Raw genomic sequence first — 25,670 nt, 5'->3', positions numbered from 1 at the left:
GAGGCTGGGGAATCGACGGGCCGGAGCGTCCGGGCCCGACCTCATGCGATTCTCGGAGCCTCCATGGAACTCGAAAAGCGAAACGGCACCGGCAGCGTTCCCCTGCCCCCGTACCGCGCGGTACTCGCGGTGGACGCGGAGAAGTTCAGCCGCAACACCGACCGGAGCCAGCAGATCATCGGGCAGGCGATCCCCGAAGTCCTGGCCAGGGCGTTCCACCGCAGTGGAATGGAGCAGGTCTGGAGCGAGGCACGCTTCTCCCGGCACAGCGGCGACGGCTACGTCATCGGGATGGAACCCGAGTACCTGCCCTACCTGATCCACCCGTTCCTCGACCGGCTGGAGGATGAACTCCGCCTGCTGCAGCCGCGGCTCGCGTTCCACGACCGGGAACTGCGGCTGCGGCTGCGCGCCGGCATCGATGTGGGACCGCTGCCCGACACCCGGGGGCAGAGCCCGGTCGACGCCATGGGCGAGGCGATGATCCAGGTGCACCGGCTGCTGGATGCCGAGCCGGTCAAGGCGGAGCTCGCCGGGACCGACCCGAACACCACGCTGCTCGCCGTGATCGTCTCCCGCCGCGTCTACGAGGACGCCGTGCTCGGCGGCTTCGGCGGAGTGCAGTCGAGCAGGTTCCGGCCGGTACACGTCAGCCTGCCCACTAAGGCCTACACCTCCGAGGGATACCTCTACGTTCCGACTCCCTCGATGGCGGCGGAGGCCTCCCGGAGCGTCGAAGCCGCGGAACGGAAAGCCGCCGAACCGGACTCCGCCGTCCCCACCGCTCAACCGCCGACGGCGGAACGCCCGGCGCCCGCGCCGACGGTGAACAAATTCAGCAACACGGGCAGCGCGGAGAACATCGTCCAGACGGAGACGTTCCACGGCGGCATCAACTCCTCCGGGAGGGGAAACCGGTGAGCGAGCCCCAGTACCCATGGGACGAGCACCGAGGTCCGGGCGCCGAGCCGCCGGCGGACGGCCCCGGGTACGGCGGCGGTGAGCCGGAAGGCCGCGTCCCGGAGGCGCCGGTTCGAAACAGCTACACCAACCAGGGCGACGCCGAGAACATCATCCAGGCGGGAACGGTGTACGGCGGTGTGCACAGCCATCACCGATACGAGGACAACCGGCAGACCATCGGGCAGCAGCACAACTACTTCGCGGTCGACCTGTTCGAGGCCGGACACTTCAAGTCCGACTACGTGGAGTTCGTCAGGGAGACGTTCGTTTCCGCGGTCCCGGAGCGCCATCGGCGGTTCGTCTCCGACCTGAAGGCCACCGGTTCCGGTGCCGTGGTCGGGGAGCCGGGGACCGGACGCCGCTGGGCCGCGATCGCCGCGCTCGCGGAGCTGGGGCTTCCGATCCGCCCGGTCCAGGTGGAGGAGGACGAGGCGTGGAGTGCGGCCAAACTGGTCTGCGACTCCGGTCAGGGGTATCTGATCGACCTGTCCGGGACGGGCCCGCTCACCGAGACGCGGGCCCAGTCCCTGCACAGCTACGCGGCCAAGGCCAGGGAGCGCGGGTCGGCCGTTGTCATCGTCATGCGCGACGGCCAGAGTCCGGACGGCGGTATCGGAGGAGCCCGCAGGCTGCCGGTCACCGCACCTCGGGGCAGGGACGTCTTCCTCCGGCATCTCCACCACCTCCTTCCCGCCGCCGACGCGGACGCGTGGTTGAAAGACGAGCGGGTCACCGCGGCCCTCGACGAGGCCAGACCCGCTTCGGCCGCGCGGATGGCGCGTCTGGCCCATGAGGCTTTCCTGGCCGACCCGCAGGTGGGGCAGGACGACTGGATCACGTTGGCGCTCTCCGCCTACGGAAACTGGGAAGAAGAGCTGAAGAAGTGGTTCGAGCGGCGTCAGAGCGAGGCCGGGATCTACGACCGGGTGCTCTTGGCCACCGTGGCGATGCTGGAGCACGAACCGGCCGACCAGGTGCTGATCGCGGCCGCGCGGCTCGCCGGCGAACTCGAGGTGGCCCCTTCGGACGCCACCGGCATATCAGGGGCCGGCCTGGAGGCGACCGTGCGTCGGGTGGGCGCCGAAGTGGGCCCCGACCGCACGGTCCGGTTCACCGATCTGGCCTACTCCCCCGCTGTACTCGACTACCTGTGGTGGCAGCATCCCCGGGTCCGAAAACCGCTACTGGACTGGAGTACGCGGATTCCCGACGGCGGTCACCCGCCGACGTGGCCGGCCCGTATAGCCGAACGCTGGCTGGGGCTCGCCGAACGCCACGATGACTTCGCCTGGGTGACCGGGCTGTTCATCGCGTGGGCCCGGTCGGCCAGGACCGTCGACGTCGCGGTCGCCATGGCGGGTAACGTCGCGGCACGGCCCCGCGAAGGGCGTGCCATGCGCCGTACGCTCTACGAGATCGCCAAGAACCCCTCCGACCGCGCGCTCGCGATCGCGGCGGTCCGGGTCTGCTCCACGTACGGAACGCTCGATCCGGGGACGGCCTTGACCCGGCTCAAGTGGCTGGCCGATCTTCCCGACGACAAGGTTCGCCACGAGGTCCATCGGACGCTGAGCCATTTCGCGGCCTCTCCGGAGATCAGGCCGCAGGTCCTACGGGAGCTGACCGAATGGGCCAATGATCCGCGGCGACGCGGGCGCCATCAGGTCGCGAGGGAGGCGATCGCCGCCCTTCTCGCAACGGTGGATGACACCGGTCTGCCCGTCCTGCTCGCCGATGCCATGGCCGCGGAACAGCGGCCGCTGAACAGAGCCATCGCTCGGGCATGGCATCCGCTCCTGGAGACCGAGTACCAACCGTTGGCGGGCCCACCGATCACGGCCTGGCTGAATTCACTGGTCAAGGAACGGGGGGACTTCGCGGTGATCGCCGACATCCTGTCCGGCGCCGCCGAGGACAGCATTCCGCGCGTCGCAGCGGCGAGCAAACTCATCGACCACTGGCACGCCGAGCAGGACTCCGGCGGTACTCCGATGATCCTGGAGTTGAAAAACCGCGTCCATGATGCCGTCAGCCTCGCCCCGAAGACCGGAGAAGCACGGAGAGAAGGTCTCTGATGCTCGGTTACAGGCGCTCCCTCGGCTCGTTCCTCCTCGCCCGTTCGGGCGAGGAGCCCGCGCTCGTCGAAAGCGACTTCGCCGGCAGGTTGCCCAGTAAGTTCGATGAGCTGTATTTCAACGCCCGGTTCACCGCGGCGATCCGTCCCGGCACGTCCGAGCCGTCGGAGCGTGCCGCCCGGTCGCTGGCTGCTCAGAGTGCGGTACGCGCCTGCGCGGCCGAGGTCGCGAGGAAGTGCTCACCGGCCGACCCGGAAGGCACGGAACTGGACGTCAACCGGGCGCTGCTCGCCGATCCGGAGCTTTCGTCCCAGGGCATCGCCTGGTCCCGCTGCGAACTGGAGGTCCCGGCCGAGGACGTCCAAAGGGCGCGTGACAGAGAGCTCGCGCAACACGACTCCGAGGTCCTGGCGCTGCGGCACCGGACGACGATGGAGCAGGCCAGCCTGCTGCGCACCGAGGTCTTCCAGGACGGGGGGCTGGCCAGACTCTGGTGGCTGGCTCGCTTCCCCGACCAGGTCGAGCGAATCCCGCAGATCGGCGTCGCTCTGGACGAGGTGGTCGACTCCACAACGGCCTCTACCCAAGAGGCTGATGACGGAGTCGGGCAGGTGATCGGGCTCTGCATGGAACTCCTGCAGGGGCTGAACGCCGACGAACGGGCCCATCTGGGGCACCGCGTGGTCGAAGAACTGCACCGGATCTTCCAGGCGTGCGAGCGCCCCGGGCTGAGCGAGAAGCTGGAGGGCATCGCCGGTACCTCCTGAGGGCCGCCGGATCGGCCGCGTCGCGGTCGGCGGCCCGTTCCCTTCTCGGCGGTCCTGTACCTGTGGTCATGTCCGGGCCCGGACATGACCGTGGGAGCGGGATCGGCGTGGAGAGCGGGACGCCCTTGTGAGGTGTCCGGCCGCGCCCTCCCGTCTCGCGGGCGACGGGTACCGCCGCCTCACCTGATCGAGGGGTGCAGGGCCAGGTGGAGATCGGTGATGGTGGCGGGGTCGGCCAGGTCGCGGCCGAGGATCCGTTCGACCCGGCGCAGGCGGTAGCGGACCGAGTTGGGGTGCAACCGGAGCCGCCGGGCGGTGCGCTGGACGTCCAGCGAGCACGCGAAGTAAGCGGTCAGCGCGTCGATAAGGAGGGGGTTGTCGGCGACGGGGGCCAGGAGCCGGTGGGCCTTCGCGCGCATCTCGTCGCCCGGCCGGCCCGCCATCAGCCACTCGCCGAGGTCGACGTCCTCGAAGCGCCGGACGGCGGTGCCGGTGTGCTCGGCGGAGGTCGCGGCGAGGTCGGCCTCCCGGATCCGGTTGGGCGCGTCGTCGGGCCGGTGGAAAACCTCGCTGAGCCCGAACCGGTAGGCCGGGCGGGCCTGGGCGAACCACTCGTCCAGCAGGTTCTCCCGTGCGGCCGCCACCGCAGCGATCCGCTGCCCGTGCCCGGCGAACAGCACCGGGAGCCCGAGGTCGGCCGCGGCCCGCTCCAGGTCGGCCACCCGCTCCAGCCGCTGGGCCTCGCTGAACCGGCCCCGCTGCCCGACCGGCCACTCGGTGCTGGCCAGCGCGACCATGCGCAGCGGTTCGCGGCGCTCGAAGCGGTAGCGCTCCAGCCGGTCCCACGCGTAGGCGTCGTCGAGCGGCCCGCGCGACAGCATCACGCGCAGCAGTTCCGCTCTGCGCAGCCGGTCCTCGGTCGTGAGGCTCTCCTGGGAGCGGATCATCATGTGCAGGATCCGGCGGGCCGCCTCGATCGCGGTCTCGTTGAGCTCGTCGCCCCGCCCGTGGTCGCGGGAGGCGATCGCCAGCCAGTGCGTGACGGCGCCCACGACGATCGGTTCGGCGACCACCGACCAGCGCCCCACGGAGAACCGGCGCCGACCGGTGGCGCCGACGCGCAGCTCGGCCTCGATCAGCCTGGTCGGACCGCCGCCCTCCGAGGCGATGATCCCGCCGTCCTGGCCGTAGAGGACGACGGCTCCGTGCAGCAGCGCGGCGAGCCGGTGGATCAGCGCCTTCTCGGGCGCCCGCGCGGTCAGGGCCTCCAGCAGGTCGTTCTGGATGCCGACGACGCTCTTCAACCGGTAGAGGTCGGCCGCGAGGGTACGCCGGTTGACGTAGTCGACGACGTGCAGGAACGGGACCTCCGCGGGAACGCCGAACACGGGGAAGCCGCGGGAGGCCGCCTCCTCCAGCAGCGGCTCGGGGACCTCCTCCCACACCACCCCCGTCGCGAACCCGAGGGCCGCCGCACCGAAGTCCTGCAGCTCGCCGACCAGCCGGCGCTGCCGCGCGGTCGGGTCAGGCCCGTCGGCGAGCCCGGTTCCGGTAGTGAGCATGAGCCACCCCGGCTCGAGCCAGCGGGTGGGATCGGGGGCCTCCACCGGGTGGGCGCCGCGCACGACGGGGTCGTCTTCCGTCCCGACGATCGGCCGCAGCCGCAGCGACGGCTCGGCGAGGACGTCCGAGAGGCGCAGCCAGAAGCGATCCTCGACCATGTCCCCGTTCCCGTCACCGTTGTCCGCTTCGGTTCTCACTATGCACAAGGCCACCGGGGCACGTTCTCGGCGCACACAATTGTCCGAGGGTGGCCTCCTTCGCATAGTTGAACACAATCCAAAGACCCGGAGGAGGTCACGTTGCCGAAGCTCCGCGTGGCGGTCGACGTCGGCGGCACGTTCACCGACGTTTGTGTTTTCGACGAATCGACCGAGCATACGACCGTGGCGAAGGTCCCGTCCACGCCGTCCGACCCGATGCGCGCCGTCCTCAACGGGGTGGCCGAGGCGGGCGTCGACCTGAGCGACGTCAGCCTGTTCTCGCACGGCACGACCGTCGCGACCAACGCGCTCATCACCCGCCGCTTCCCGCCCGCGGCGATGGTGACCACCCGCGGGTTCCGCGACGTCATCGAGATCAGGGACGGTACCAAGGACGACCTCTGGGACGCCTACAGCGACGTCGCCCGGCCCTACGTCCGGCGCCGGGACCGCTACGAGGTCACCGAGCGGATCGACTACGCCGGCGAGATCGTGACCCGCCTCGATGAGGACGAGGCGCGCCGGGTGGCCCGCGTCCTGGCCCGCAAGGGCGTCAACACCGTCGCCGTCTGCTTCATCAACTCCTACGCCAATCCGGAGAACGAGCTCCGGATGCGGGAGATCCTGGAGGAGGAGCTCCCCGGTGTCGCCGTCTCGACCTCCAGCGAGGTCCTCCCGGAGATCTTCGAGCACCACCGCTTCTCCACAACCGTGGCCAACGCGCTGCTGGCCCCGCTGGTCAGCGGGTACGTCGACCGGTTGGAGAACGAGCTCGCCGCGGGGGGCTACCGGGGCGACCTGCTGCTCCTGCACTCCGGCGGCGGTTCCATGACCCCGCGCATGGTGCAGCGCTACCCGGTGCGGCTGGCCGCGTCGGGGATCGCGGCCGGGGCCATCGCGGTGCGCGAGATCGCCCGGCGCGCCGGGTACCACAACGCGATCGGCCTGGACATGGGCGGCACCAGCACCGACATCTCGCTCGTGCACGGCGGGGAGATCCGCGTCACCAAGGACTGGCACGTCCAGTACGGCTATCCGATCTCCTTCCCCAGCATCGAGGTGCGCACCATCGGGGCCGGCGGAGGATCGCTCGCATGGATCGACGAGGCGGGGTCGCTGCGCAACGGCCCGCAGTCGTCCGGGGCCGAACCGGGTCCGGCCTGCTATTCCGCAGGGGGAACGGAGCCCACCAACACCGACGCCAACCTCGTGCTGGGACGGTTGGGCTCCCGGCTCGTCGCGGGCGCGATGCGGCTCGACCGGGAGGCGGCCGAACGCGCCGTCAAGGAGCGCGTCGCCTCCCCGCTGGGCCGGGAGCTCGACCAGGCCGCCGCCGACGTCATCCAGGTGGCCAACGCCAACATGGCCGACGCGGTGCGCCTCATCTCCATCCGGCGCGGCTACGACCCGCGCGACTTCGTCCTCGTGGTGTTCGGCGGCGCGGGCGGGCTGCACGGCGCGTCGCTGGCGAAGGAGCTGTCGATCCCGGTCGTGCTGATCCCGCCGCACCCCGGTGTCACGTCGGCGCAGGGGTGTCTGATGGTGGACGTTCGCCACGACCTCTCGGTCATGTTCCAGTCGACCGCGCAGGAAGCCGACCGGGAACGGCTGGAGCGCGAATTCGCCGCCCTTGAGAGCGAGGCGACCGAGCGGCTGCGCCACGAGGGTGTGTCCGATGACCACATCGTCCTGGAGCGCACCATCAGCATGCGCTACGAGGGCCAGTGGCGCTCCCTCGCCGTCATCGCGCACGGCGGTCCGGGCGGCCTGGACGCCGCCGTCCAGCGCTTCCACGAGGAGCACGAGCGCGAGTACTCCTTCCGCCGCGACGAGGTCCCCGTGGAGGTCTACCAGCTCGGCCTGAAGGCCGTCGGGACCACGCCCAAGCCCCGGTTTCCCAGACACGATCCGGTTCCCGGCGCGCGGCCGGAGCCCGCCGCCGAACGGGACGTGTACTTCGAGGAGGCCGGCGGCAGGGTCCGGACCCCCGTCCACGAACGCGACGCCCTCGAGGCCGGCACCGAACTGGCCGGTCCGGCGATCATCGAGCAGCTCGACTCCACGACCGTGGTGCCGCCCGGCGCCCGGGCGGTCGTCGACGAGTGGCTCAACATCCGCATCCACGTCCGCGAGGAGGCCTGATGAGCGGCACCACCGCAACGGGAACGGCACCGGAGCGAGGTCTCGACCCGGTCACCCTCGAGGTCCTGAAGAACGCCTTCGCGACCGCCGTCGACCTCATGTCCGAGCAGATCCTGCGCACCTGCTACTCCTTCGTGATCTACTCGCGGGACTTCTCCTCGGCGCTGTGCGACGCCGAGGGCAACACGGTCATGCAGGGCAGCCAGGACATCGCGGTGCACGTCGGCACGCTGCACTTCCAGTGCCGGGCGGTCATCGCCGAGTTCGGCGACGACATCCACCCCGGGGACGTCTTCGCGGTCAACGACCCCTACATGGGGGGCACCCACCTCAACGACGTCAGCTTCATCCGGCCGATCTTCGCCGGCTCCCGGCTCATCGCCTTCGCTCAGAACAAGGGGCACTGGGCCGACATCGGCGGCAACGTCCCCGGCTCCTTCGACGTCAACGCCACCACCCACTTCAGCGAGGGGCTGCGCATCACGCCGATCCGGTTGTGGCACCGCGGCGAACTGCGCGAGGACCTCGCCAAGATGCTCGTCGCCAACACCCGCTCTCCCGACATCAGTCTCGGGGACCTGTACGCCCAGGCCGAGGCGACCAGCGTGTGCGAACGCGAGGTGCTGCGGCTCGTCGACAAGTACGGCCGCGAGACCGTGGTCGAGGCGCTGCGCGAGGTGCAGGACTACGTGGAGCGCCTGGTCCGCAGCCGGGTGGCCCGGCTGCCGGACGGCATGTGGACCACCGAGGACCACATCGACTTCGACCCCGCCCGCGGCGAAGGGCTCGTCCCGGTGCGGGTGACCATGACCATCGAGGGCGACCAGGTCAGCTACGACCTCACCGGTTCGGCGCCGGCCGTGGCGAGCTTCCTCAACGGCGGGTACGGCACGGCGTTCTCCGGGATCGTCGCCGGGACCAAGACGTTCTTCCCCGACGTCCCGCTGAACTCCGGGTTCTACCGGGCCGTGCGCACCGAGTTGGGGCCGGAGGGCACGGTCGTCAACGCGGGGTGGCCCGTCGCCGTCACCGGCTTCTGCTCGGGCCCGTACGAGAAGATCATGAACGCGATCTTCGAGCTGTGGTCCGGCATCGTCCCCGAGCGCGCGATCGCCTGCTCGTTCAACCTCGAGTACCTGCTGCTGGGCGGCTACGACGGCCGAAGCCGGGACCGCTCCTACTTCATGTGGTACGACTGGATGGCCGGCGGCTGGGGCGGTCGGCGCACCAAGGACGGCTCCAACGCCACCTCGCCGGTGTTCGGAGTCGGACTGGCCGTCCAGCCGCTCGAAGGCCAGGAGCGGCTCAACCCGGTGCTGACCACGACGCACGCGATCATCACCGACTCCGGCGGCCCGGGGCGCAACCGCGGCGGCTGCGGCGTGGAGAAGGGCGGGACGCTCACCGACAGTGAGAAGAGCGTCATCTCCTACTGCTGCGACCGGGCCCGGTCGGTCACGTGGGGCATCGAGGGCGGCCTGCCGTCGATCCCGCACGGGGTGTGGCTGAACAGGGGCACCGCACAGGAGCGCTTCCTCGGTTCGATGTTCTCCAACGTCGCGATCGAGTCGGGCGATACCTTCACCCGCCCCTCGGCCGGCGGGGGCGGCTACGGCGACCCGCTGGACCGCGACGCCGAGGCCGTGCTCGAGGACGTCATCGACGGCTACGTCTCCGTGGAGCGCGCCCGCAAGGACTACGGCGTGGTGGTCGATCCCGTGGATCCGGAGATCGACGCCTACGAGATCGACCATGCGGCCACCGAGCGCGCCCGATCGGAGATCCGCCTGGTTCGTCGGACGTGGCTGGAGACGGAACCGGCCGAGGTCGCACGGCGCTACCGGGAGGGCGAGCTGAGCATGCTCGACCTCATCCGACAGTACGGCGTCATCGTCGACTGGGGGACCGGGGAGCTGCTCCCCGAGACCACCCGCCACTTCCGGGAGCTGATGGAGCGACGCGCCGCCCGGCACTGGAGCTGACCGGGCCGCACCGCGCCCGCGGCGGGCGGCGGTGACGGCCGGCGCCGTGCTCGCACGGTGCCTGCCGTCACCGCGGGGTCGCGGCGGCCTCGGTGTCGTCGAGGACCTTGGTGAGGAAGAGGTCCAGGTTGGCCAGGGTGCGGGCGATCTGCTCGTCCTGGGTGAGGGACTCCTCGAAGCGGCCGCCCATCGCGGGCTTCTTCACTCCGCGGACGTAGAGGGGGCAGGCGAGGTCGGCGCAGATGTAGGTGCCGACCGTGTTGCCCTGGCGGCCGGCCGGACCGGCCTTGCGGGCGGCGAGCAGGCAGACCCCGGAGCCGGGGTGGCCGGTCAGGCAGAGCGAGCAGACGGTGGTCTTGGTGAAGCTCCTGCGGCCACCCTGCGGGACGCGCAGCACGACCCCGACGAGCTCACCGCCCCGCTCCGCGACGAGGTAGCCGCGGTCCGGTGCGCCCGGGTCGCGCCAGCCCAGGAAGTCCAGGTCCGCCCAGGGCAGCTCGGCGAGCCCCTTGGGCAGGTTCAGCCTGCGCGCCTCGCCCTTGGAGCAGTTGACGAAGGACTTCCGGATCTCGTCTTCGCTGATGGCAATCACGGTGCGCGAAACTAGCAGCCCGCACGGGCACGCGTCGCCTGGTTTCTCCCGGGTCCGCACTGGGCGGACCGTGGAAAGCTCAGCGGGGGAGATCCACCGGGAGCCCCTCGATGACGGTGGTGAACGCGCCCTCGATCCGGCCGGATCGGGTGACGGCGCCCTTCCACCGGTCGACCCTGTCGCCGCGCTGGACGTACAGGATGATCCGGTACCCGTTCCGGGTCTGCTTGACGCTCGGCGCCTTTACGGCCCTCTCCAGCTGCTCCTCGGCCTTTGACACGTCCGCGAACCGGGAGAGCACGGCATCGGAGGGAGTGTGCAGCACCGACTGGTGGACGTGGAGGGCGCGCGTCCTGTCCAGGAAGAACTCGGCGGTGGTGAGGGCCTCGTCCGTCGAGTCGACGCCGATCCCCGCCTCGTCGGCGAACTTCGCGTAGCCTTCGGGGCGGCGGGAGAGGACCATGGCCGATCCCTCCGGGCCGGCCACCGCATAGAGGGCGAGACCGTGCGGGGCGTTGTCCTGGAACAGCAGGAGACGCCAGTCCCGCGGCAGCACCTCGTCCTCGACCACCGTGGCCCTCGTCGACGTCGGCGACGCGACGAGGCGCGCGGCATCGGGACTGCCGGAATCCCATAGTTCCCGCACCACCCGTCGGCGCTCCTCGGGAAAGTCCGCGTCCGCGGCCACCTCAGGGGGTGAATCGGCTGCGGTGCGCCGCGACGCGACGCCGGGTGGTCTCAGCGGCGCGTTCACGCGGTCTGCTCTCCGGTGCGGGCCGCGATCTCCTTCCGGACCACCGGGGCGACCTCGGTGCCCAGGAGTTCGATGGAGCGCAGCATCTCCTTCTGCGGAACGTCGCCGAAGCCCATCTGGATCACCTGGCGCCGGTGTCCGAACACCTCGTGCTCGGCGAGGATCTTGTCGACGACCTGCTGCGGGCTGCCGTTGAGGTAGGCCCCGTCCAGGGACGACTGCGCCGCGTAGGCCTCGGGCGGGGTGTGGAAGCCGTGCCCGCGCCGGTGGAAGTTCTGCGTCATCCCGGCGTCGAAGTAGGGGTAGGAGATGTCCAGCGCCTGCTGGCTGGTGGGGGCCAGGAACCCGGGCGAGTTGATGGAGACCGGCAGCGCCGAGGGGTCGTAGCCCGCGGCCGCGGCCCGTTCCCGGTACAGCTCGACGAACGGGGCGAAGCGCGCGTATCCGCCGCCGATGATGCCCAGCGCCAGCGGGAGCCCGCGCTGGGCGGCGCGCACCACCGAGGCGGGGGTGCCGCCGACGGCGACCCACACCGGGATGACGCGTTCGGGGCGCGGGGTGACGTCGGCGTCGCGCAGCGGCGGGCGCAGCCGGCCCGACCAGGTGATCGGGTTCTCCTCGCGCAGGCGGAGCAGCAGGTCGAGCTTTTCGGCGAACAGCTCCGAGTACTGGTCCAGGTCGTAGCCGAACAGCGGGAACGACTCGATGTAGGAGCCGCGCCCGGCGATGATCTCCGCGCGCCCGCCGGAGAGCAGGTCGAGGGTGGCGAACTGCTGGAACACCCGCACCGGGTCGTCGGAGGACAGCACGGTGACCGCCGAGGACAGCCGGATGTTCTCGGTGCGCTCGGCCATCGCGGCCAGCACCACGGCCGGCGCCGAGATCACGAAGTCGGTGCGGTGGTGCTCGCCCGCCGCGAACAGGTCGAGGCCCACCTGGTCGGCCAGGCGCGCCTGCTCCACCAGGTCGCGCAGCCGCCCGCGGTGCGTGGGCGGCTCCCCGGTGTGCGGGTCCTCGGTGATCTCCCCGAAGTGGTAGATCCCCAGTTCGAAGGGCATCGCGTGCTCTCTCTCGGTCGTGGCGGCGGCCGGTGGCCGGTGGCCGCGGGGGGGCGGCGGTCAGCGCAGCGGCGGGACGCGTTCGGCCTCGGGCGGCGGGGGCGGCGGGGTGCCGTCGCCGAACGGGGTCCCGGGCAGGGCCTCGCGGCCGTGCGGGGTGGTCCAGCCCGACAGGTCGGGGCCGGCCGGGACGATCCCCGACGGGTTGATCTCGCGGTGGACCTCGTAGTAGTGCCGCTTGATGTGGTCGAAGTCGACGGTGTCGCCGAACCCCGGGGTCTGGAACAGGTCGCGGGCGTAGGCCCACAGCACCGGCATTTCGGTCAGCTTGTTCCGGTTGCACTTGAAGTGGCCGTGGTAGACGGCGTCGAAGCGCACCAGCGTGACGAACAGGTTGATGTCGGCGACGGTGATGGCGCTGCCGACCAGGTAGCGGCGGGCGGCGAGGCGCTCGCTCAGCGCGTCGAGGCGGTCGAACAGCGCCGTGAACGCCCGGTCGTAGGCGCCCTGGTCGCGGGCGAAGCCGCATTTGTACACGCCGTTGTTGACGTCGCGGAAGACGTCTTCGGCGACGGCGTCGATCTCCTCGCGCAGCGCCCGGGGGTAGAGGTCGGGCGCGCCGTCGCGGTGCAGCGCGGTCCATTCGGTGGCCAGGTCGGCCGGGATGTTGCGGTAGTCGTTGCTGACGAGCACCCCGCTGGGCTCGTCCACGATCGCGGGCACGCTCACCCCGCCGGTGTAGCCGGGCTCGCGCGCCAGGTAGGCCTCTGACAGGTACCGGATGCCCAGCACGGGGTCGCGGCCGTCGGGGTCGAGGGTGAAGCGCCAGCTCCGCTCGTCCTGGATCGGGTCGGTCACGGCCAGGGAGACCGCGGACTCCAGCCCCAGCAGGCGGCGCGCGATCAGCGACCGGTTCGCCCACGGGCAGGCGCGGCTGACCACCAGCCGGTAGCGCCCGGCCTCGACCGGCCGGCCCTGCGCGCCGTCGGCGGTGATCCGGTCGGTGAAGCGGCTCGGCGACCGCTTGAACTCCTTCGTGTCGGCCACGGCTGCACCCCTGCCTTTCTTTCGGGGACGGGTGCCGAGAAATCGGCCGGCTCCTGACAGCCTGCCCGCTCCGCCGGGTTCCCATTGCACGGTGCCATACCCGTCCCGGTCCCCTTCAGAGCAGACCGGCGAGTTTGTAGAGCACCAGTGATCCGGCCACCGCCACGTTCAGGCTCGTACCCGTTCCGACCATGGGGATCTCCACCGCGGCGTCGACCAGTTCCAGCGCCTCGGGCGGGACGCCGTGCGCCCGATCGAGGCCGTGCGGCAGCGGCCGCGCGTGCGCCATGATGGCGGTGCGGTCGCCGAGTACCCATGGGAAGGCGGAGCGACGATGGCGATCCTGGTGTATTTCGCGCGGATCGGCGAGGAGGCCGGTGGCGTCGTCTACCGCTGCGGGTTCGGCGATGCCCCCGAGAGGTTCCGGATGGTGATCGACGCCGACAGCGGGGACCTGCGCGAAGCCGCCCCGGAGGCCGGCCACGCCGTGCGGTGCGCCCATTCCAAGATCATGCGCGAGCTCCGACGCACCGGCACCTGGCCGGCCCGGGGGAGCTACTGCGCCTGAGGGCGCGGCCGAGGCGCCGGGCCTTCCTCGGGTGCGGCCGCATCCGGCCCCGCCCGCCGGCGCGAGGGGCGACTCGTGCCGGCGGGCGCGCCGTCCGCGGTCCCCTCAGCGGGCCCCCGTGGCCGCTGAGGGGCGGGACCTCTTCTTCAGCAGGAGCGGGAGGAGGGTCACCGCCACGCCCGTGACCGCCACCGCGGTGACGAAGATCAGGCCGGGCTGGAACTGGGCGAGCATCTGAGCCGCCGAGGCCCCTTCCGGGCTCCCCTCGCCGGTGGCGTGGTCGACCGAGATGATCGCTGTCGTCACGGCCAGGACCAGTGCGCCGCCGACCTGGCCGGAGGTCTGCACCAGCCCGGCCGCCAGGCCCTGCTCGTCGTCGTGGACGCCGGTGGTGGCCTGCACGTTGATCGCCGGGAAGCCCAGTGCGAAGCCCGTGCCGAGCAGAATCGCGGTGGGCAGGATCATCGTGACGTAGACCGGGTCGGTGTCCACGCGCAGGAACAGCAGGTATCCCGCCGACAGCGCGAGCAGTCCGGCGGCGATCAGCCGGGGCGTGCCGAAGCGGTCGATCAGCCGGTCGGCGAAGAACGCGCTGAGCGCCACCAGCAGCCCGGCGGGCAGCAGGGCCAGGGCCATCTGCAGCGGGGTGCGGTCCAGCGCCTGCTGCAGGAACAGGGTGAGCAGGAACTGGAAGCTGGCGAAGGAGCCGAACAGCGCCATCATGGCCAGGTTCGCGCGCACCAGCGTGCCCCTGCGCAGGATTCCCAGGCGCACCAGCGGGTGCGCCACCCGCCGCTCGACGGCGATGAACGCGGCGGCCAGTGCCGCGGCCAGGACGAAGAGCGCCACGGTCCGGGGTGCCAGCCAGCCGACCTCGGGGGCGGTGACCACGGTGTAGACGAGGATCAGCATGGCCGCCGTCGAGGAGGCCGCGCCGAGGATGTCGTAGCCGCCCTTGGCGGCGGGGCGGTCCCTGGGGATGAGCGCGATGCCGACGATCAGGGCGGCCAGGGCGATCGGCACCGGGAAGAAGAAGGTCCACCGCCAGCCCAGGCCGGTCATCAGGCCGCCGAAGATCAGCCCGGAGGAGAATCCGCTGGCGCCGAAGATCGTGTAGACGGACAGCGCCCGGTTGCGCTGCTTCCCCTCGGCGAAGGTCGTGGTGATGATGGACAGCCCGGTCGGCGCGGTGAAGGCCGCGGCGATGCCCTTGACGAATCGGGTGGCGATGAGCAGGGGTCCGCTGTCGACCAGCCCGCCGAGCAGGGAGGCCGCGGCGAACGCCGCCAGGGCGATCAGGAAGACGTCGCGCCGGCCGAGCAGGTCGGCGGTGCGGCCGCCGAGGAGCAGCAGGCCGCCGAAGCCGAGCACGTAGCCGCTGATGATCCATTGCAGTTCCGCGGTCGCCAGGCCCAGTTCGGCGCCGATGGACGGCAGCGCCACGGCGACCATGGACACGTCCAGGCCGTCGAGGAACAGCGCGAGGCACAGGACGATGAGCAGGCCCCAGAGTCGCGCGGGCCAGCGCGGGTCCTCTTCCGCGCCGGTTCGGGGAGCGGATGTCGTCGATGTGGGTGCTGTGGTGGTCACGGGCGCCGACATTACATGCGTGCGCATTTAATGTCCACGCATTTAATGCGTGGACATATGTTGTGCGCGCATGTTAAGCTGCGCGCCATGACGCCGACACGTGAGGGGGAGCTGACCGCCAGGTGGCGCGATCTGCTCGCCTGCTACCACGACCTGTCGTGCGCGCTGGACCGCGCGCTGCAGGAGCGGCACGGCATCGGCATGAGCGAGTTCGAGGCGCTCGACCTGCTCGTGGACGCCGGCGACTGCAAGTTCCGCATGCAGGACCTGGCCGCCGGAATGCACCTGAGCCAGAGCGCCCTGTCGCGGACGGTCGCGCGCCTGGAGCGGCGCGGCCTGGCCACCCGCACGATGTGCGAGAACGACCGGCGGGCGATGTTCGTGGCCGTCACCGACACCGGCCGCGACCTGCACGCCCTGGCCCGGCCCACCCACCGCTCCGTGCTCGCCGAGCACCTCGGCTGACCGGTGTTCGACGACCGGGTTCGCACAGGGGTCGGCTGCCGCGGTGCGCGCAAGCCGCCGGCGGCCCAGCGGGCCCGGACGCCTGAGAGTCCCGCCTCGCCCCGCGAACGCGGCGGTCAGAGCTCGATGAGGCACCCGGCGACGCCCCGCCCGCTCCCGTCCCCCTTCCCCGAATGGGCGCGGCCGCGCCTATTCGGCTCGTTTTGCCAGATACCGCCCAGACGGTTATCGTTCCCATTCAGTGGCGCATTCTCCGAGAGGGCGCACGACCGAGCCGACGTTGCACGGAATGGAATTCAGCACGCCCATGGATGCGGACGCGACCCAGGTATTGACCAGGACCGGAGAATTCCCCCTCGCCGGGAATCCCGTCCCGCGGTGGGAGGCCGACGCACGGCGCCGGCTGGCCACCGCCGTCGAGCGTCTCACCAGGCCACTGAGTGACCTGCTGGAGCGTGACGCCAACGAGGGCGACACCCGGATGCTGGTCACCGATTTCCTCAGCGACGGGCTCGGATACAGCAAATACGACGACCTGACGACCGAATACCGGACCAAGGGCGAGTCCGTCGATTACGGACTGCGAATCGGCGACCGCATTTTCGCCTTCATTGAGGTCAAGCGGTGCGGCCAGAATCTCGATGCCCGAAACCTGCGCCAGGTGCGGACCAACGCGGCCGACGAAGGCGTCGAATGGCTGATGCTCACCAACGGCCGGGTGTGGCAGGCCTATCACCTGACGGTCGGCGAGGCGGCGGGCACCGAGCTGATCCTCGACGTCGACCTGCTCGGTGAGGGAGAGCCCGAGGCCACGGTGGACGCGCTGTTCCACCTGAGCAAGGAGGCCGTCGAGCACGAGCGGCTGGAGACCCTGCGCCGGTGGCGCGCGGCCCTGGCCGGTGCGCCGCTGGCCGAGGTGCTGCAGAGCGAGGCCGTGGTCGAGGCCGTCCGCGCCCAGGTCCGCCGCCGCACCGACCACATCGGACACATCGGCGACGCCGAGGACGTCTCCCGCGCCCTGCGCGAGGAGGTCATCCCCAAGAGCCTGCTGGACTGATCGAGCTCTGACCGCCGCGCCGCGTTCACGGGTCGGGGTGGGATTTCCAGGGCTCGGACCCGCTGTACCGCCGACGGCTTGCGCGCACTGCGACAGCAGCCCCCCTGTGCGAACCCGGTCGTCGAACACCGGTGCGGGACGCGCGAAAGGGCCGTCGGCGCCGCTACCGCCCTGCGGGGAAGCGGGCCTCGTTGACGGCGGTCTTCTCCCGCACCGCTGCTTCGAGGTCCACGTCCAGGACGTCGGCGAGGCGCAGCAGGTAGCTCAGGACGTCGGCCATCTCCAGGCGCACCGCCTCGGCCTTGGCCGGATCGTCCATGACCCGGGCGGACTGCTCCGGGTCGAGCCACTGGAACTCGGCGGCGAGCTCCCCCGCCTCCCCTGCCAGCGCCATGGCCAGGTTCTTCGGCGTGTGGAAGCGCCCCCAGTCACGGCGGTCGGCGAAGTCGGCCAGCAGGTCCTGCAGCGTCGCGATGCTCACCGTCCACGTGTACCACCGCCGCGGTGGCCGGGCGCGCGCCCGGCCACCGGTCGGTCGGAGGTGTCGCGCCGACGCGGGCGTCAGTCGGCCGTGCAGGTGACCTCGGAGGGGGTGGCGGCGCTTCCCGAGCCGATGAAGCCGAACTCGGTGCTCGCCCCGGCGCCGAGGGTGCCGTTGTAGCCCACGTTGGCCGCCGTGGCGGCCGAGCCGCTGCCGGCGACCGAGGCGTTCCACGCCGAGGAGATGGACTGGCCGCCGGGGAAGGTCCAGGTCACCTCCCAGCCGCTGATGGCGGAGTCGCCGGCGGTCACCGTGACCTTGCCCTGGAAGCCGTCCTGCCACTGGCCCACGATCGAGTACTCGGCCGTGCAGCCGCCCTGGGCCGGCGGGTCGGTCGGGTCCGGCGGGTCGGTCGGGTCGGGGCCGGGCGCGCCGTCGTAGACGGAGGCCTCCTCGGCGGTCTCGCCGATGCCGTCCGGGCCGTTGAAGATCCGCTCGCCCCAGGAGGTGAGGCTGTCGGCGTTGAAGTCGTCGACCATGTCGAGGTACTCGACCCCGCCGCTGTTGCCGCTCCACGACCAGCCGATGTAGCCGACGCCGAGGGAGCGCGCCGTGGACATGATCGTGTCCTCGTCGGGATCGCCGTCGGAGTGGTCGTGGCCGAACTCGCCGACCATGATCGGCAGCCCGGCGTCGACGAACGCGTTGAGGTAGCCGTTCACCTCGGATGCGGTGTCGAAGACCCCGTACATGTGGATCGAGAAGACGGTGTTGCGGTCCGGGTCGGAGGCGAACACCCCGGCCGCGTTGTCGCGCATGGTGAACGACCAGTCCTGGCCCCAGTTGGGCGCGTCGGCCACGATGGTGTGGTCGAAGCCGGCGTCGCGCAGCCGGTTGATCGCGTCGGAGGTGTCGGAGGCCCAGGAGGAGTAGGTGGCCTCGTCGTTGCCGTAGGGCTCGTTGCCGATGTTGACGAGGACGTAGTCCTCCTGGCCGACGAGCGCATCGCGGATGTCGATCCAGTAGTCGACGGCCTGGTCCAGCGTCGCGGCCGCGTCCGACTCGCCGTAGCCGGTCGTGTCGTGGACCTCCAGCACGCAGATGAGCCGGTTGGCCTTGCACAGCGAGACGACGTCGGCGACGTCGGCCGCGTCGTTCCTGGTCCACTGGTGGCCGCTGCTCAGGACGACGCGCACGGTGTTGGCGCCGTGGGACTTGATGCCGGCGAAGGAATCGGTCTCGCCCGGGTACCAGGCGTGCGGGTGGCTCACGCCCCGCATGACGAACTCGTTGTTGTTGGCGTCGTAGAGGCGGCCGTCTTCCACGTGGAAGCCGGTCGCGGCCTGCGCGGGTTGGATCAGGGCGAACATCGAGATCAGGAGCGCGACGATTGTCGCGCCCGCGATCGTGAACCGCGTTTTCATGATCATCCTCGGGGGTTCGGCGCAGCGGGGGAAGGGCCTCGCGGGATGCGGCCGGGAGCCGGGGCGCCGGCCGCATTCCGCGAGGCGCCGTGGTGGGTGCGTGCGAGCCCCGGGGGATCAGGGCCCGCACGCTCGGGTCGGAACATGGCGCGCGCACACCGGATCACTGCTTACGATTGCCTGGGAGCGCTCCCAGTCGGCGCCGGGCCACGAGCGACCCCAGGTGGCGACAACGATCCGTTCCGTTAGCGACGCCTTAACTTTAGTAATCTACCTAACATTAATGCAAGGGTTGTCAAACGCCGGAAGCCGTGTTAACGGCGAATGGCGCGGCTCCGCTTCGGACCTCCGCCGCCGGGCGCATCGAACCGCGGAATTCACCTCCGCTGCCGAATTGGTTTAGACCTGTTGGTCTAGGATGGGACCGTCGCCCCCGCCCGCGATCGGGAGCCGATGCCGCCGACGCCATCGGCCTCGCCCCCTCCGACGCATCCCGACTCCGACCCGACAGCGGAGACCAGCCACCGCCGGACCCGAAGCGAGCTCGAATGATCCTCACAGTCACGCCCAATCCCAGTGTCGACCGCACCCTGGAGATCGACGCCTTCGCCCGCGGCGAGGTGCTGCGCATCCGAACCGCCCTCGCACACCCCGGGGGCAAGGGCGTCAACGTCTCCCGCGCGCTGCGCAACCACGGCTGCCAGACCGTGGCGGTGCTGCCCGTCGGCGGCGCCGAGGGCGCCCAGCTCTCCGCGCTCCTCGGCGAGCAGGGGATCGCCGCCGTGGGCGTCCCCGTCGCCGCCGTGACCCGCTGCAACGTCACCACCGCCGAAGCCGACGGGACGACGACCCAACTCAACGTCGCCGGAGCCACGCTGGAGGAGGCCGAGGCCGCAGCGCTGCTGAGGGCCGTCGAGGCCCAGTTGGCGCACGGACCGGACTGGCTCGTGGCCGGCGGCAGCCTGCCCGCCGGCACGCCGGACGACTTCTACGTGCGCCTCTCCGAGATCGCGCGGGCGCACGGCGTACCCGTCGCGGTCGACACCTCGGGCCGACCGCTGGAGGCCGCGGCCCGCGCGGGCGCCGCCGACCTGCTCAAGCCCAACCACGACGAGCTGGCCGAGCTGTTCGGCCGTGAACTGCCCACGATCGGCGACGTCGTCGAGGCCACCCGCGAGCTGCTCGGCTGGGGCGGCCGCGCCGCGCTCGTCACGCTCGGCGGCAACGGGGCCCTGCTGGTCGAACCGGAGCGGACCTGGTGGGCGGGCACCGCGCCGATCGTTCCGCGCAGCACGGTCGGGGCCGGCGACAGCGCGCTGGCCGGCTACCTCCTCGACGAGTCGGCACCGGCCGAGCGCCTGCGCCGCGCGGTCGCCTGGGGCGGCGCCGCGGTGGCGCTGCCGGGCACCACCATCCCCGGCCCCGGCGACATCGACCTGGAAGGCGTGGAGGTCGTCGCCGACCCCGACCCGGCGCAGCCCGTGCGGGAGATGGCGGCCGTGCCCGCGTGACACCGGGGAGCGGCGCGACCGCGCTCTCGGACGGCGCCATTGCGCGGCGGCCGGCGCGGGCCGTCCGGTGAGGTCACGGCCGACAGGGTGGAGGCCCTAAACCGGCGGTTTCAACGCCCACAAGGCCGAAACCGCCCGGAAGGGGTCAGCGCAGCAGGTCTCGGCCGTGCTCTGCGCTCCCGCACCGGGAGCTTTTATCACGGGGATCTTTATCGGCGCGGTTTTCGGGCGTGGCCGGATGCGGTCTGGTGCTCGGATGCCGTCCGCCCCTGCCGTGTCGGCGACCGCGGTGATATTAACGTTTCGTGGCGATCTTCGGACGGAACGTGACAGACGGGCGATGCGGGGGAACCGGTGCGCGGGAAGTCGACGATGAACGGGGCGGAGCGGATCCGGCGGGCCTGCTCCACGGGAAGGACATCGGAGCGGGGCCGGACGCCGTGCGCCGATGGTGGTCGGCCGGCGTTTCGGGGTTCACCCGCGCCGTTCGCGCGGCCGAGGAGCTGCGGACGCGGCGCTCCGAGGCGTCCAGGGCCGCCGCGGCGCTGCCGGCGGTGCGGGAGCGCTGGACGCGGGCGCACGCCCGGGTGGCCGAGGCCGAGGAGGCCGTCCGCTCAGCCGAAGCGGAGATGGCCGACGCCGTCACCATGCTGCGGGCCATGGCGCGGACCCTTGCGGAGCGCCAGGAGGTGCGGCAGGACCACTGGGACTTCAGGCCCGACCTCGCCGACGTCCTCTTCTCGTTCGGCCGGCGCCTGCGGCGGTGGCAGCGCAGGGACGACGCGCTGGCCCGGCGGGTCGAGGACGCCGAGCAGGCCTCCGACGCCGAGCGCGAGCACCTGAGGACCACGCGGACCGGTCTGGAGGCCGCCGAGCAGGACCTGCGGGACCGGCGCGCCGCGCTCGCGCGGGCCGAGGAGGTCTTGGCGCGGACGCGGGCGCGCGCCGCCGCCGGGGACGGGACGCGCGCCCACCGCGGGATCCGGCCGTTGCGCAGGAAGGTCAGCGAGGGGTGAGCCCGGTGCGGGACCACGCGTCCGCACCGGTCGGCCGCACGCCCGCCCTCCTCGCTCCGCCAAGCCGCGCCGCCACCGGATCAGCCTGTGGGAGCATGTGGTCCGGTGGCGGCGCGGCCGCCCAGGGAGCCGGTGACTCGGGGGAGGCAACCAGGTGGACGTGCACGAGTTGGCCGTCCGGATCAGGGACGCGAGCTACGGCGCCGCGAGCGCGGAGGCGGTGCGGCGGCAGGTCGCCGGGATCGAGCAGGTGCTCGGGGCGCACGCCGACGACTTCGGCTACGACCGCGGCGATCTGAGCGTCGAGCAGGCGGCGGCGCTGGAGGAGAACTACACGGCGGAGCGGGACCTGCCCGTCGTGGCGGCCGATGACATCCGGGACCTGTACGAGGCGCACGAGCCCGGGGCGGTCCCGCACAACGACGACGTCATCGTGATCGCGGTCGATCCGTCCCTGTGGGAGGACTACGCGATCGTGAGCGCGGGAGAGGCCGGCGCGCTCGGCTTCCGCGTCCTGTACCGCGCCACCCAACTGGCCGAGCGCCTCGGCGGCGCCGAACTCACCGACGACCTCGCCGAGGAGATCGCCTGGGAGGTCACCAGCGAGGTCTCCCCGCGCTGACTCGGGCGGCGCCCGCACGTTAGAGCTCGTTCCTTCGGGAAAGTCGGTGCTGCGAGGACGCGTCCGGCCGACGTCCCATCGAGAGGAGCCACCATGGAACCGACTTCCGACAGCGGCGCGGGAAGCGGGCCCGCGCCGCAGGTGTTCGTGCTCTTCGGCGCGACCGGGGACCTCGCCAGGCGCAAGCTCTTCCCCGCGCTGTTCCACCTGGACCGGGCCGGCCTGCTGCCCGAGACGCGCATCGTGGCCTCCGGGCAGCGCCCGCGCTCCGAGGAGGACTTCCGCGACCACGTGTGTCGGTCCCTGGAGGAGTTCGCCCCGGAGGAGGGCGACGCGCGGGAGCGGCGCGAGTTCGCGGCCGGGGTGTCCTACCGGGCCGCCTCGACCGACAACGGCGCCGACCTCGCCTCGCTGGTGCGCCGCACCGAGGAGGAGCTGGGCGAGGACGCCGAGCGGCTGCTCTACCTGTCGGTTCCGCCCTCGGTCATGGAGCCGATGGTGCGGATGATCGCCAAGGAGGGGTTCGACGCGCGCGCCCGCCTGGTGGTCGAGAAGCCCTTCGGCACCGACCTGGCGTCGGCGCGGGAGCTGGACGCCGCGATCCACGACGTGATGGAGGAGTCGCGGGTCTTCCGCATCGACCACTTCCTGGGCAAGGAGGCGGTGCAGAACATCCTCACCCTGCGCTTCGCGAGCGGACTGTTCGAGCCGGTGTGGAACCGGCACCACGTCGGCTACGTGCAGATCGACGTGCCCGAGGAGATCGGGCTCGAAGGCCGCGCCGGCTTCTACGAGGCCACCGGGGCCTTCAAGGACATGGTCTCCACGCACCTGTTCCAACTGCTGAGCTTCGTCGCCCTGGAGCCGCCCGCGCGGCTGACCGCCGAGGCGCTGCGCGACGAGAAGACCAAGGTGTTCGAGTCGCTGCGCCCGCTGGACCCGGACCGGGTGGTGTTCGGCCAGTACGAGGGGTACCGCGAGGAGGAGGGGGTGGACCCGCGCTCCACGGCCGAGACGTTCGTGGCGCTGGAGGCCCGCGTCGACAACTGGCGCTGGTCGGGCGTGCCGTTCCTGCTGCGCACCGGCAAGGCGCTGCGGGCCAAGCGGCGCACGATCACGGTCGGGTTCCACGGGCCGCCGCTGAAGATGTTCGACCTCGCCGACGAGGACTGCGAGGGCGTGGACGAGCTGGTGTTCGAGCTCACCGACGAGCCGGAGATCACCATCGAGGTGCGGGCCAAGCGCCCCGGCCCCGACCTGGACATCGCGCCCGCGCGCTTCGTGCTCGACTTCGCCCGCTCCTTCGCCGGGACGGAGCCGCTGGAGGCCTACGAGCGGCTGCTCCTCGACGTCATGCGCGGCGACCCGATGCTGTTCACCCGGGCCGACGGGGTGGAGCGCCTGTGGGAGGTGTGCGATCCGGTGCTGCGCGAACCGCCGGAGCCCATCGGCTACCCGCAGGGCTCGTGGGGCCCGGAGCAGGCCGACGCCCTCGCCGCCCCGCGCGGCTGGCGGGTGTCGCGCGACTGATCCTTACGGCGGGCCTCAGCGGTTGCGCCTGATGTAGGCGCCATGGGGGTCGCCGACGACCTTGCCGGCGTCGACGATCCGGGTGCCGCGCAGGAACACGTCGGTGACCCGGGCGCCGATCTCGACGCCCTCGAAGGGCGTGTACTCCTGGGTGGACTCGGAGTCCTCGGCCCGGACGGTCCAGGGCGCGTCGGGGTCGACCAGCGCGATGTCGGCGTCGTAGCCGGGGGCGATGGTGCCCTTGCCGGTCAGCCCGTAGCGCTGAGCGGGGTTCCACGAGACCAGCCGGGCGACGGCCGGGTCGGACAGGCCGCGCTTGCGGCCTTCGGAGACCAGGCCGGGCAGCAGGTACTCCGCGCCGCCGAACCCGGACTTGGCCAGGAAGACGTCGTCGCGGTCGGCGCCGAACTTGGCCTCGTCCTTGCAGCAGGCGTGGTCGCTGACCACCCAGTCCACCTCGCCGGCCAGCACGTGCCGCCACAGCGCCTCGACGTCGTCGCGGGGGCGGATGGGCGGGTTGACCTTGCCGCCGACGCCGTGCGCGGTGTCGATGTCGGTGAGCAGGTGGCCCAGGGTCACCTCGCGCCGGAAGTCGATGTGCGGGAAGGCCCTGGCCATGGTCAGGGCGGCCTCCAGCGCCTTGGCCGAGGACAGGTGCAGCAGGTTGATCGTCGGCAGGCCGGTCTCGTGGGCCAGGTAGGAGGCGATGGTGACCGCCAGGCCCTCGGAGTGCGGGGGCCGCGAGGCGCTGTAGGCGGCCAGCCCCGACAGTTCGCCCTCCTCCTCGACCATGCGGGTGTAGGCGGCCATGATCTCGGCGGTCTCGCAGTGCAGCGACAGCGAGATCCGCTCGGCGATCTCCGGGTGCCGCTCACGCACGCCCTGCAGCGCGCGCATCACGAACTCGAAGTGGGCGATGTCGTAGCGCTCGCCGGGCGGGGTCATCAGGAACGACGCCTGGTCGGCCGAGCGGCCGTGCAGGCCGTGGCTGCCGTAGAACATGAAGATCTTGAACGAGGTGACGCCGAACTCGTCGACCAGCGCGTCGAGCTCGTCCAGGTGGCTGCGCTGCATCGGCGCGACGTGGAAGGCGTAGTCGACGTGCGCCGCGCCCTGCGCGCGCTGCAGCACCTCGGGGAAGAAGTCGGCGTAGTCCCCGCCCTTGTTCAGGTAGTACTGGCCGGTGCGGATGTAGGTCAGGCCGGTGGTCACCCCGCCCTGGGCCGACGCCCGGCTCTCGGTGCGGGCGTCGATCTCCAGCGGGTTGTAGATCCCCCAGTGCTGGTGGGCGTCGACCGCCCCGGGGAACGCCAGCCGGCCCCCGCCGTCGACGGTCTCGAGGGCGCGGGCGGCGTCGATGCCCTCGGCGATCTCGGCCACCCGGCCGTCGCGCACCGCGATGTCGCCGGTCCGCACCGTGTCGGTGTCGGGCCGCACCACGCGGACGTTGCTGATGATCAGATCGAACTCGGACATACTGTTCCCTTCTCACGGACTCCGTCGCGCCGGGAGGACGTCCCGGCGCCGTTCTGCGCCGCGGCGATCGCCGGTGCCGCCCGGCGCCGCGTCACGAGCGGGCTCCCGCGGCGGGGAGCACGGCGGACGCGGGCAGCGGGGCGAGCGCGGCCAGCGCCAGCGCGGTGGGGTCGACGACGTCGACGCCGAAGGCCGCCCCCGGATCGAGGTCGACCGCGCTGCACCCGTTGATCACGGCGCTCGCCCCGCGTCCGGCGAGCCGGTCCAGCGCGGCGCCGAGGGCCTCGTTCCACCGCCGTTCATCGGCGATCGCGGCGACGTCGAGGTCGAGGACCTCGGTCCCGACGTAGCCTTCGGCGCAGCCGTAGTCGGCCACCCTGCGGTCGAGTTCGGCGGCGATCGCGGCGTTGCGCGCCACCGCGCCGAAGCGGCGGCCCTCGCCCCACAGCCGTCCGCAGCACAGCCGGAGGATGCCCCGCACCCGCCCGGGCGCCGCGGCATCGGCGGGGACCGCCGGGTCGAGGACGCAGTCGGGCAGCACCGCGTCGAAGCCCTCGTCCTCCGCCGCCGCGACGGCCTCGGCCATCAGCCCGGTGGAGCGCCGGACGTCGCCGGCGCCGTCCAGGGCGCGCGGCGCCCGCGCGCCGATGTCGCGCAGCTCGACCTCCAGGCCGGGCGGGGCCAGGCGCCGGTACCGGTCCAGCCGGCGGCCGAGTTCGGCGCCGTCGACGTGGATGGGGGTGATCGCCAGCAGCCGCACCCGGCGGCCGGATCGGTCGTTGGTCAT

23 protein-coding genes are annotated in these 25,670 nt (G+C 71.8%); 12 read left to right on the top strand and 11 right to left on the bottom strand.

Features of this window, described 5'->3' with window-relative positions; genetic code table 11:
• The first annotated feature begins 63 nt into the window (after positions 1-63).
• From HDA32_RS05515 to HDA32_RS05505, 3 genes are read left to right on the top strand one after another with little or no spacing between them, the layout of a single operon-like run.
• Positions 64-921, top strand: coding sequence for a hypothetical protein (locus tag HDA32_RS05515; protein ID WP_179642166.1), 858 nt, complete (start codon positions 64-66; stop codon positions 919-921).
• Entirely contained in the window at positions 918-3,038 is a 2,121-nt protein-coding gene (locus HDA32_RS05510) for a hypothetical protein (RefSeq protein ID WP_179642165.1), read from the top strand. Before HDA32_RS05515 ends, HDA32_RS05510 begins: the two co-directional genes overlap by 4 nt.
• Positions 3,038-3,805, top strand: a complete 768-nt coding sequence (locus HDA32_RS05505; RefSeq protein WP_179642164.1) for a hypothetical protein — start codon at positions 3,038-3,040, stop codon at positions 3,803-3,805. Before HDA32_RS05510 ends, HDA32_RS05505 begins: the two co-directional genes overlap by 1 nt.
• Positions 3,806-3,984: 179 nt before the next feature.
• Here HDA32_RS05505 and HDA32_RS05500 read toward each other — a convergent pair whose 3' ends face one another.
• The gene (locus tag HDA32_RS05500) at positions 3,985-5,526 is read right to left on the bottom strand and encodes a PucR family transcriptional regulator (protein ID WP_179642163.1); all 1,542 of its coding nucleotides are present in this window, start codon (positions 5,524-5,526) and stop codon (positions 3,985-3,987) included.
• 141 nt (positions 5,527-5,667) lie between these two features.
• Between HDA32_RS05500 and HDA32_RS05495 the strand changes: the two genes are divergently transcribed.
• Entirely contained in the window at positions 5,668-7,710 is a 2,043-nt protein-coding gene (locus HDA32_RS05495) for a hydantoinase/oxoprolinase family protein (RefSeq protein ID WP_179642162.1), read from the top strand.
• Positions 7,710-9,692 carry a hydantoinase B/oxoprolinase family protein gene (locus HDA32_RS05490; protein ID WP_179642161.1) on the top strand — a complete coding sequence of 661 codons (1,983 nt, stop codon included), beginning with the start codon at positions 7,710-7,712 and terminating at the stop codon, positions 9,690-9,692. Before HDA32_RS05495 ends, HDA32_RS05490 begins: the two co-directional genes overlap by 1 nt.
• A 67-nt stretch (positions 9,693-9,759) precedes the next feature.
• Here HDA32_RS05490 and HDA32_RS05485 read toward each other — a convergent pair whose 3' ends face one another.
• The 5 genes from HDA32_RS05485 to HDA32_RS05465 all read right to left on the bottom strand — a co-directional run bounded on the left by HDA32_RS05485 (position 9,760) and on the right by HDA32_RS05465 (position 13,432).
• Positions 9,760-10,284: an FBP domain-containing protein gene (locus tag HDA32_RS05485; RefSeq protein ID WP_179642160.1), complete on the bottom strand. Its 525-nt coding sequence runs from the start codon at positions 10,282-10,284 to the stop codon at positions 9,760-9,762.
• Between the two features lie 79 nt (positions 10,285-10,363).
• Positions 10,364-10,933, bottom strand: coding sequence for a hypothetical protein (locus tag HDA32_RS05480; protein ID WP_179642159.1), 570 nt, complete (start codon positions 10,931-10,933; stop codon positions 10,364-10,366).
• A gap of 101 nt (positions 10,934-11,034) precedes the next feature.
• Positions 11,035-12,096 carry an LLM class flavin-dependent oxidoreductase gene (locus HDA32_RS05475; protein ID WP_179642158.1) on the bottom strand — a complete coding sequence of 354 codons (1,062 nt, stop codon included), beginning with the start codon at positions 12,094-12,096 and terminating at the stop codon, positions 11,035-11,037.
• Positions 12,097-12,156: 60 nt separating this feature from the next.
• Complete coding sequence (locus HDA32_RS05470) at positions 12,157-13,143, bottom strand: glutathione S-transferase family protein (protein WP_179642157.1); 987 nt, start codon at positions 13,141-13,143, stop codon at positions 12,157-12,159.
• Positions 13,144-13,258: 115 nt separating this feature from the next.
• Positions 13,259-13,432 (bottom strand): TrmH family RNA methyltransferase, encoded by a 174-nt coding sequence (locus HDA32_RS05465; RefSeq protein ID WP_246334246.1) that lies wholly within the window; start codon positions 13,430-13,432, stop codon positions 13,259-13,261.
• A gap of 45 nt (positions 13,433-13,477) precedes the next feature.
• On the opposite strand from HDA32_RS05465, the gene HDA32_RS05460 reads away from it, so the two are divergent.
• Entirely contained in the window at positions 13,478-13,711 is a 234-nt protein-coding gene (locus tag HDA32_RS05460; protein ID WP_179642156.1) for a hypothetical protein, read from the top strand.
• A 105-nt stretch (positions 13,712-13,816) separates the two neighbouring features.
• Here HDA32_RS05460 and HDA32_RS05455 read toward each other — a convergent pair whose 3' ends face one another.
• Positions 13,817-15,313 (bottom strand): MFS transporter, encoded by a 1,497-nt coding sequence (locus tag HDA32_RS05455; protein ID WP_179646485.1) that lies wholly within the window; start codon positions 15,311-15,313, stop codon positions 13,817-13,819.
• Positions 15,314-15,388: 75 nt separating this feature from the next.
• Here HDA32_RS05455 and HDA32_RS05450 point away from each other — a divergent pair, with 75 nt between their 5' ends.
• Together HDA32_RS05450 and HDA32_RS05445 are read left to right on the top strand one after the other, a co-directional pair.
• On the top strand, positions 15,389-15,766 hold the full coding sequence (locus HDA32_RS05450) for a MarR family winged helix-turn-helix transcriptional regulator (protein ID WP_179642155.1): 378 nt from the start codon (positions 15,389-15,391) through the stop codon (positions 15,764-15,766).
• A gap of 307 nt (positions 15,767-16,073) precedes the next feature.
• A complete protein-coding gene (locus tag HDA32_RS05445; protein WP_179646484.1) occupies positions 16,074-16,823 on the top strand; it encodes a hypothetical protein in 750 nt (249 codons plus the stop codon).
• 163 nt (positions 16,824-16,986) lie between these two features.
• Here the strand turns inward: HDA32_RS05445 and HDA32_RS05440 are convergent, their stop codons facing one another.
• Both HDA32_RS05440 and HDA32_RS05435 read right to left on the bottom strand, forming a co-directional pair.
• Positions 16,987-17,304 carry a nucleotide pyrophosphohydrolase gene (locus HDA32_RS05440; RefSeq protein WP_179642154.1) on the bottom strand — a complete coding sequence of 106 codons (318 nt, stop codon included), beginning with the start codon at positions 17,302-17,304 and terminating at the stop codon, positions 16,987-16,989.
• Between the two features lie 80 nt (positions 17,305-17,384).
• A complete protein-coding gene (locus HDA32_RS05435) occupies positions 17,385-18,728 on the bottom strand; it encodes a cellulase family glycosylhydrolase (protein WP_179642153.1) in 1,344 nt (447 codons plus the stop codon).
• A gap of 548 nt (positions 18,729-19,276) precedes the next feature.
• Here HDA32_RS05435 and pfkB point away from each other — a divergent pair.
• The 4 genes from pfkB to zwf all read left to right on the top strand — a co-directional run bounded on the left by pfkB (position 19,277) and on the right by zwf (position 23,407).
• A complete protein-coding gene (gene pfkB / locus HDA32_RS05430) occupies positions 19,277-20,239 on the top strand; it encodes a 1-phosphofructokinase (protein ID WP_179642152.1) in 963 nt (320 codons plus the stop codon).
• A 326-nt stretch (positions 20,240-20,565) separates the two neighbouring features.
• On the top strand, positions 20,566-21,255 hold the full coding sequence (locus HDA32_RS05425) for a hypothetical protein (protein WP_179642151.1): 690 nt from the start codon (positions 20,566-20,568) through the stop codon (positions 21,253-21,255).
• Between the two features lie 154 nt (positions 21,256-21,409).
• Positions 21,410-21,877 (top strand): hypothetical protein, encoded by a 468-nt coding sequence (locus HDA32_RS05420; RefSeq protein ID WP_179642150.1) that lies wholly within the window; start codon positions 21,410-21,412, stop codon positions 21,875-21,877.
• A gap of 93 nt (positions 21,878-21,970) precedes the next feature.
• On the top strand, positions 21,971-23,407 hold the full coding sequence (gene zwf, locus HDA32_RS05415) for a glucose-6-phosphate dehydrogenase (protein ID WP_179642149.1): 1,437 nt from the start codon (positions 21,971-21,973) through the stop codon (positions 23,405-23,407).
• 15 nt (positions 23,408-23,422) lie between these two features.
• On the opposite strand, the gene HDA32_RS05410 is transcribed toward zwf, so the two are convergent.
• Positions 23,423-24,883, bottom strand: a complete 1,461-nt coding sequence (locus HDA32_RS05410) for a dihydroorotase (RefSeq protein ID WP_179642148.1) — start codon at positions 24,881-24,883, stop codon at positions 23,423-23,425.
• 91 nt (positions 24,884-24,974) lie between these two features.
• A complete protein-coding gene (locus tag HDA32_RS05405; RefSeq protein WP_218882342.1) occupies positions 24,975-25,670 on the bottom strand; it encodes an aspartate/glutamate racemase family protein in 696 nt (231 codons plus the stop codon).

Source organism: Spinactinospora alkalitolerans (assembly GCF_013408795.1).
Lineage (GTDB): Bacteria > Actinomycetota > Actinomycetes > Streptosporangiales > Streptosporangiaceae > Spinactinospora > Spinactinospora alkalitolerans.
This window is presented reverse-complemented; position numbering and strand designations above follow the sequence as displayed.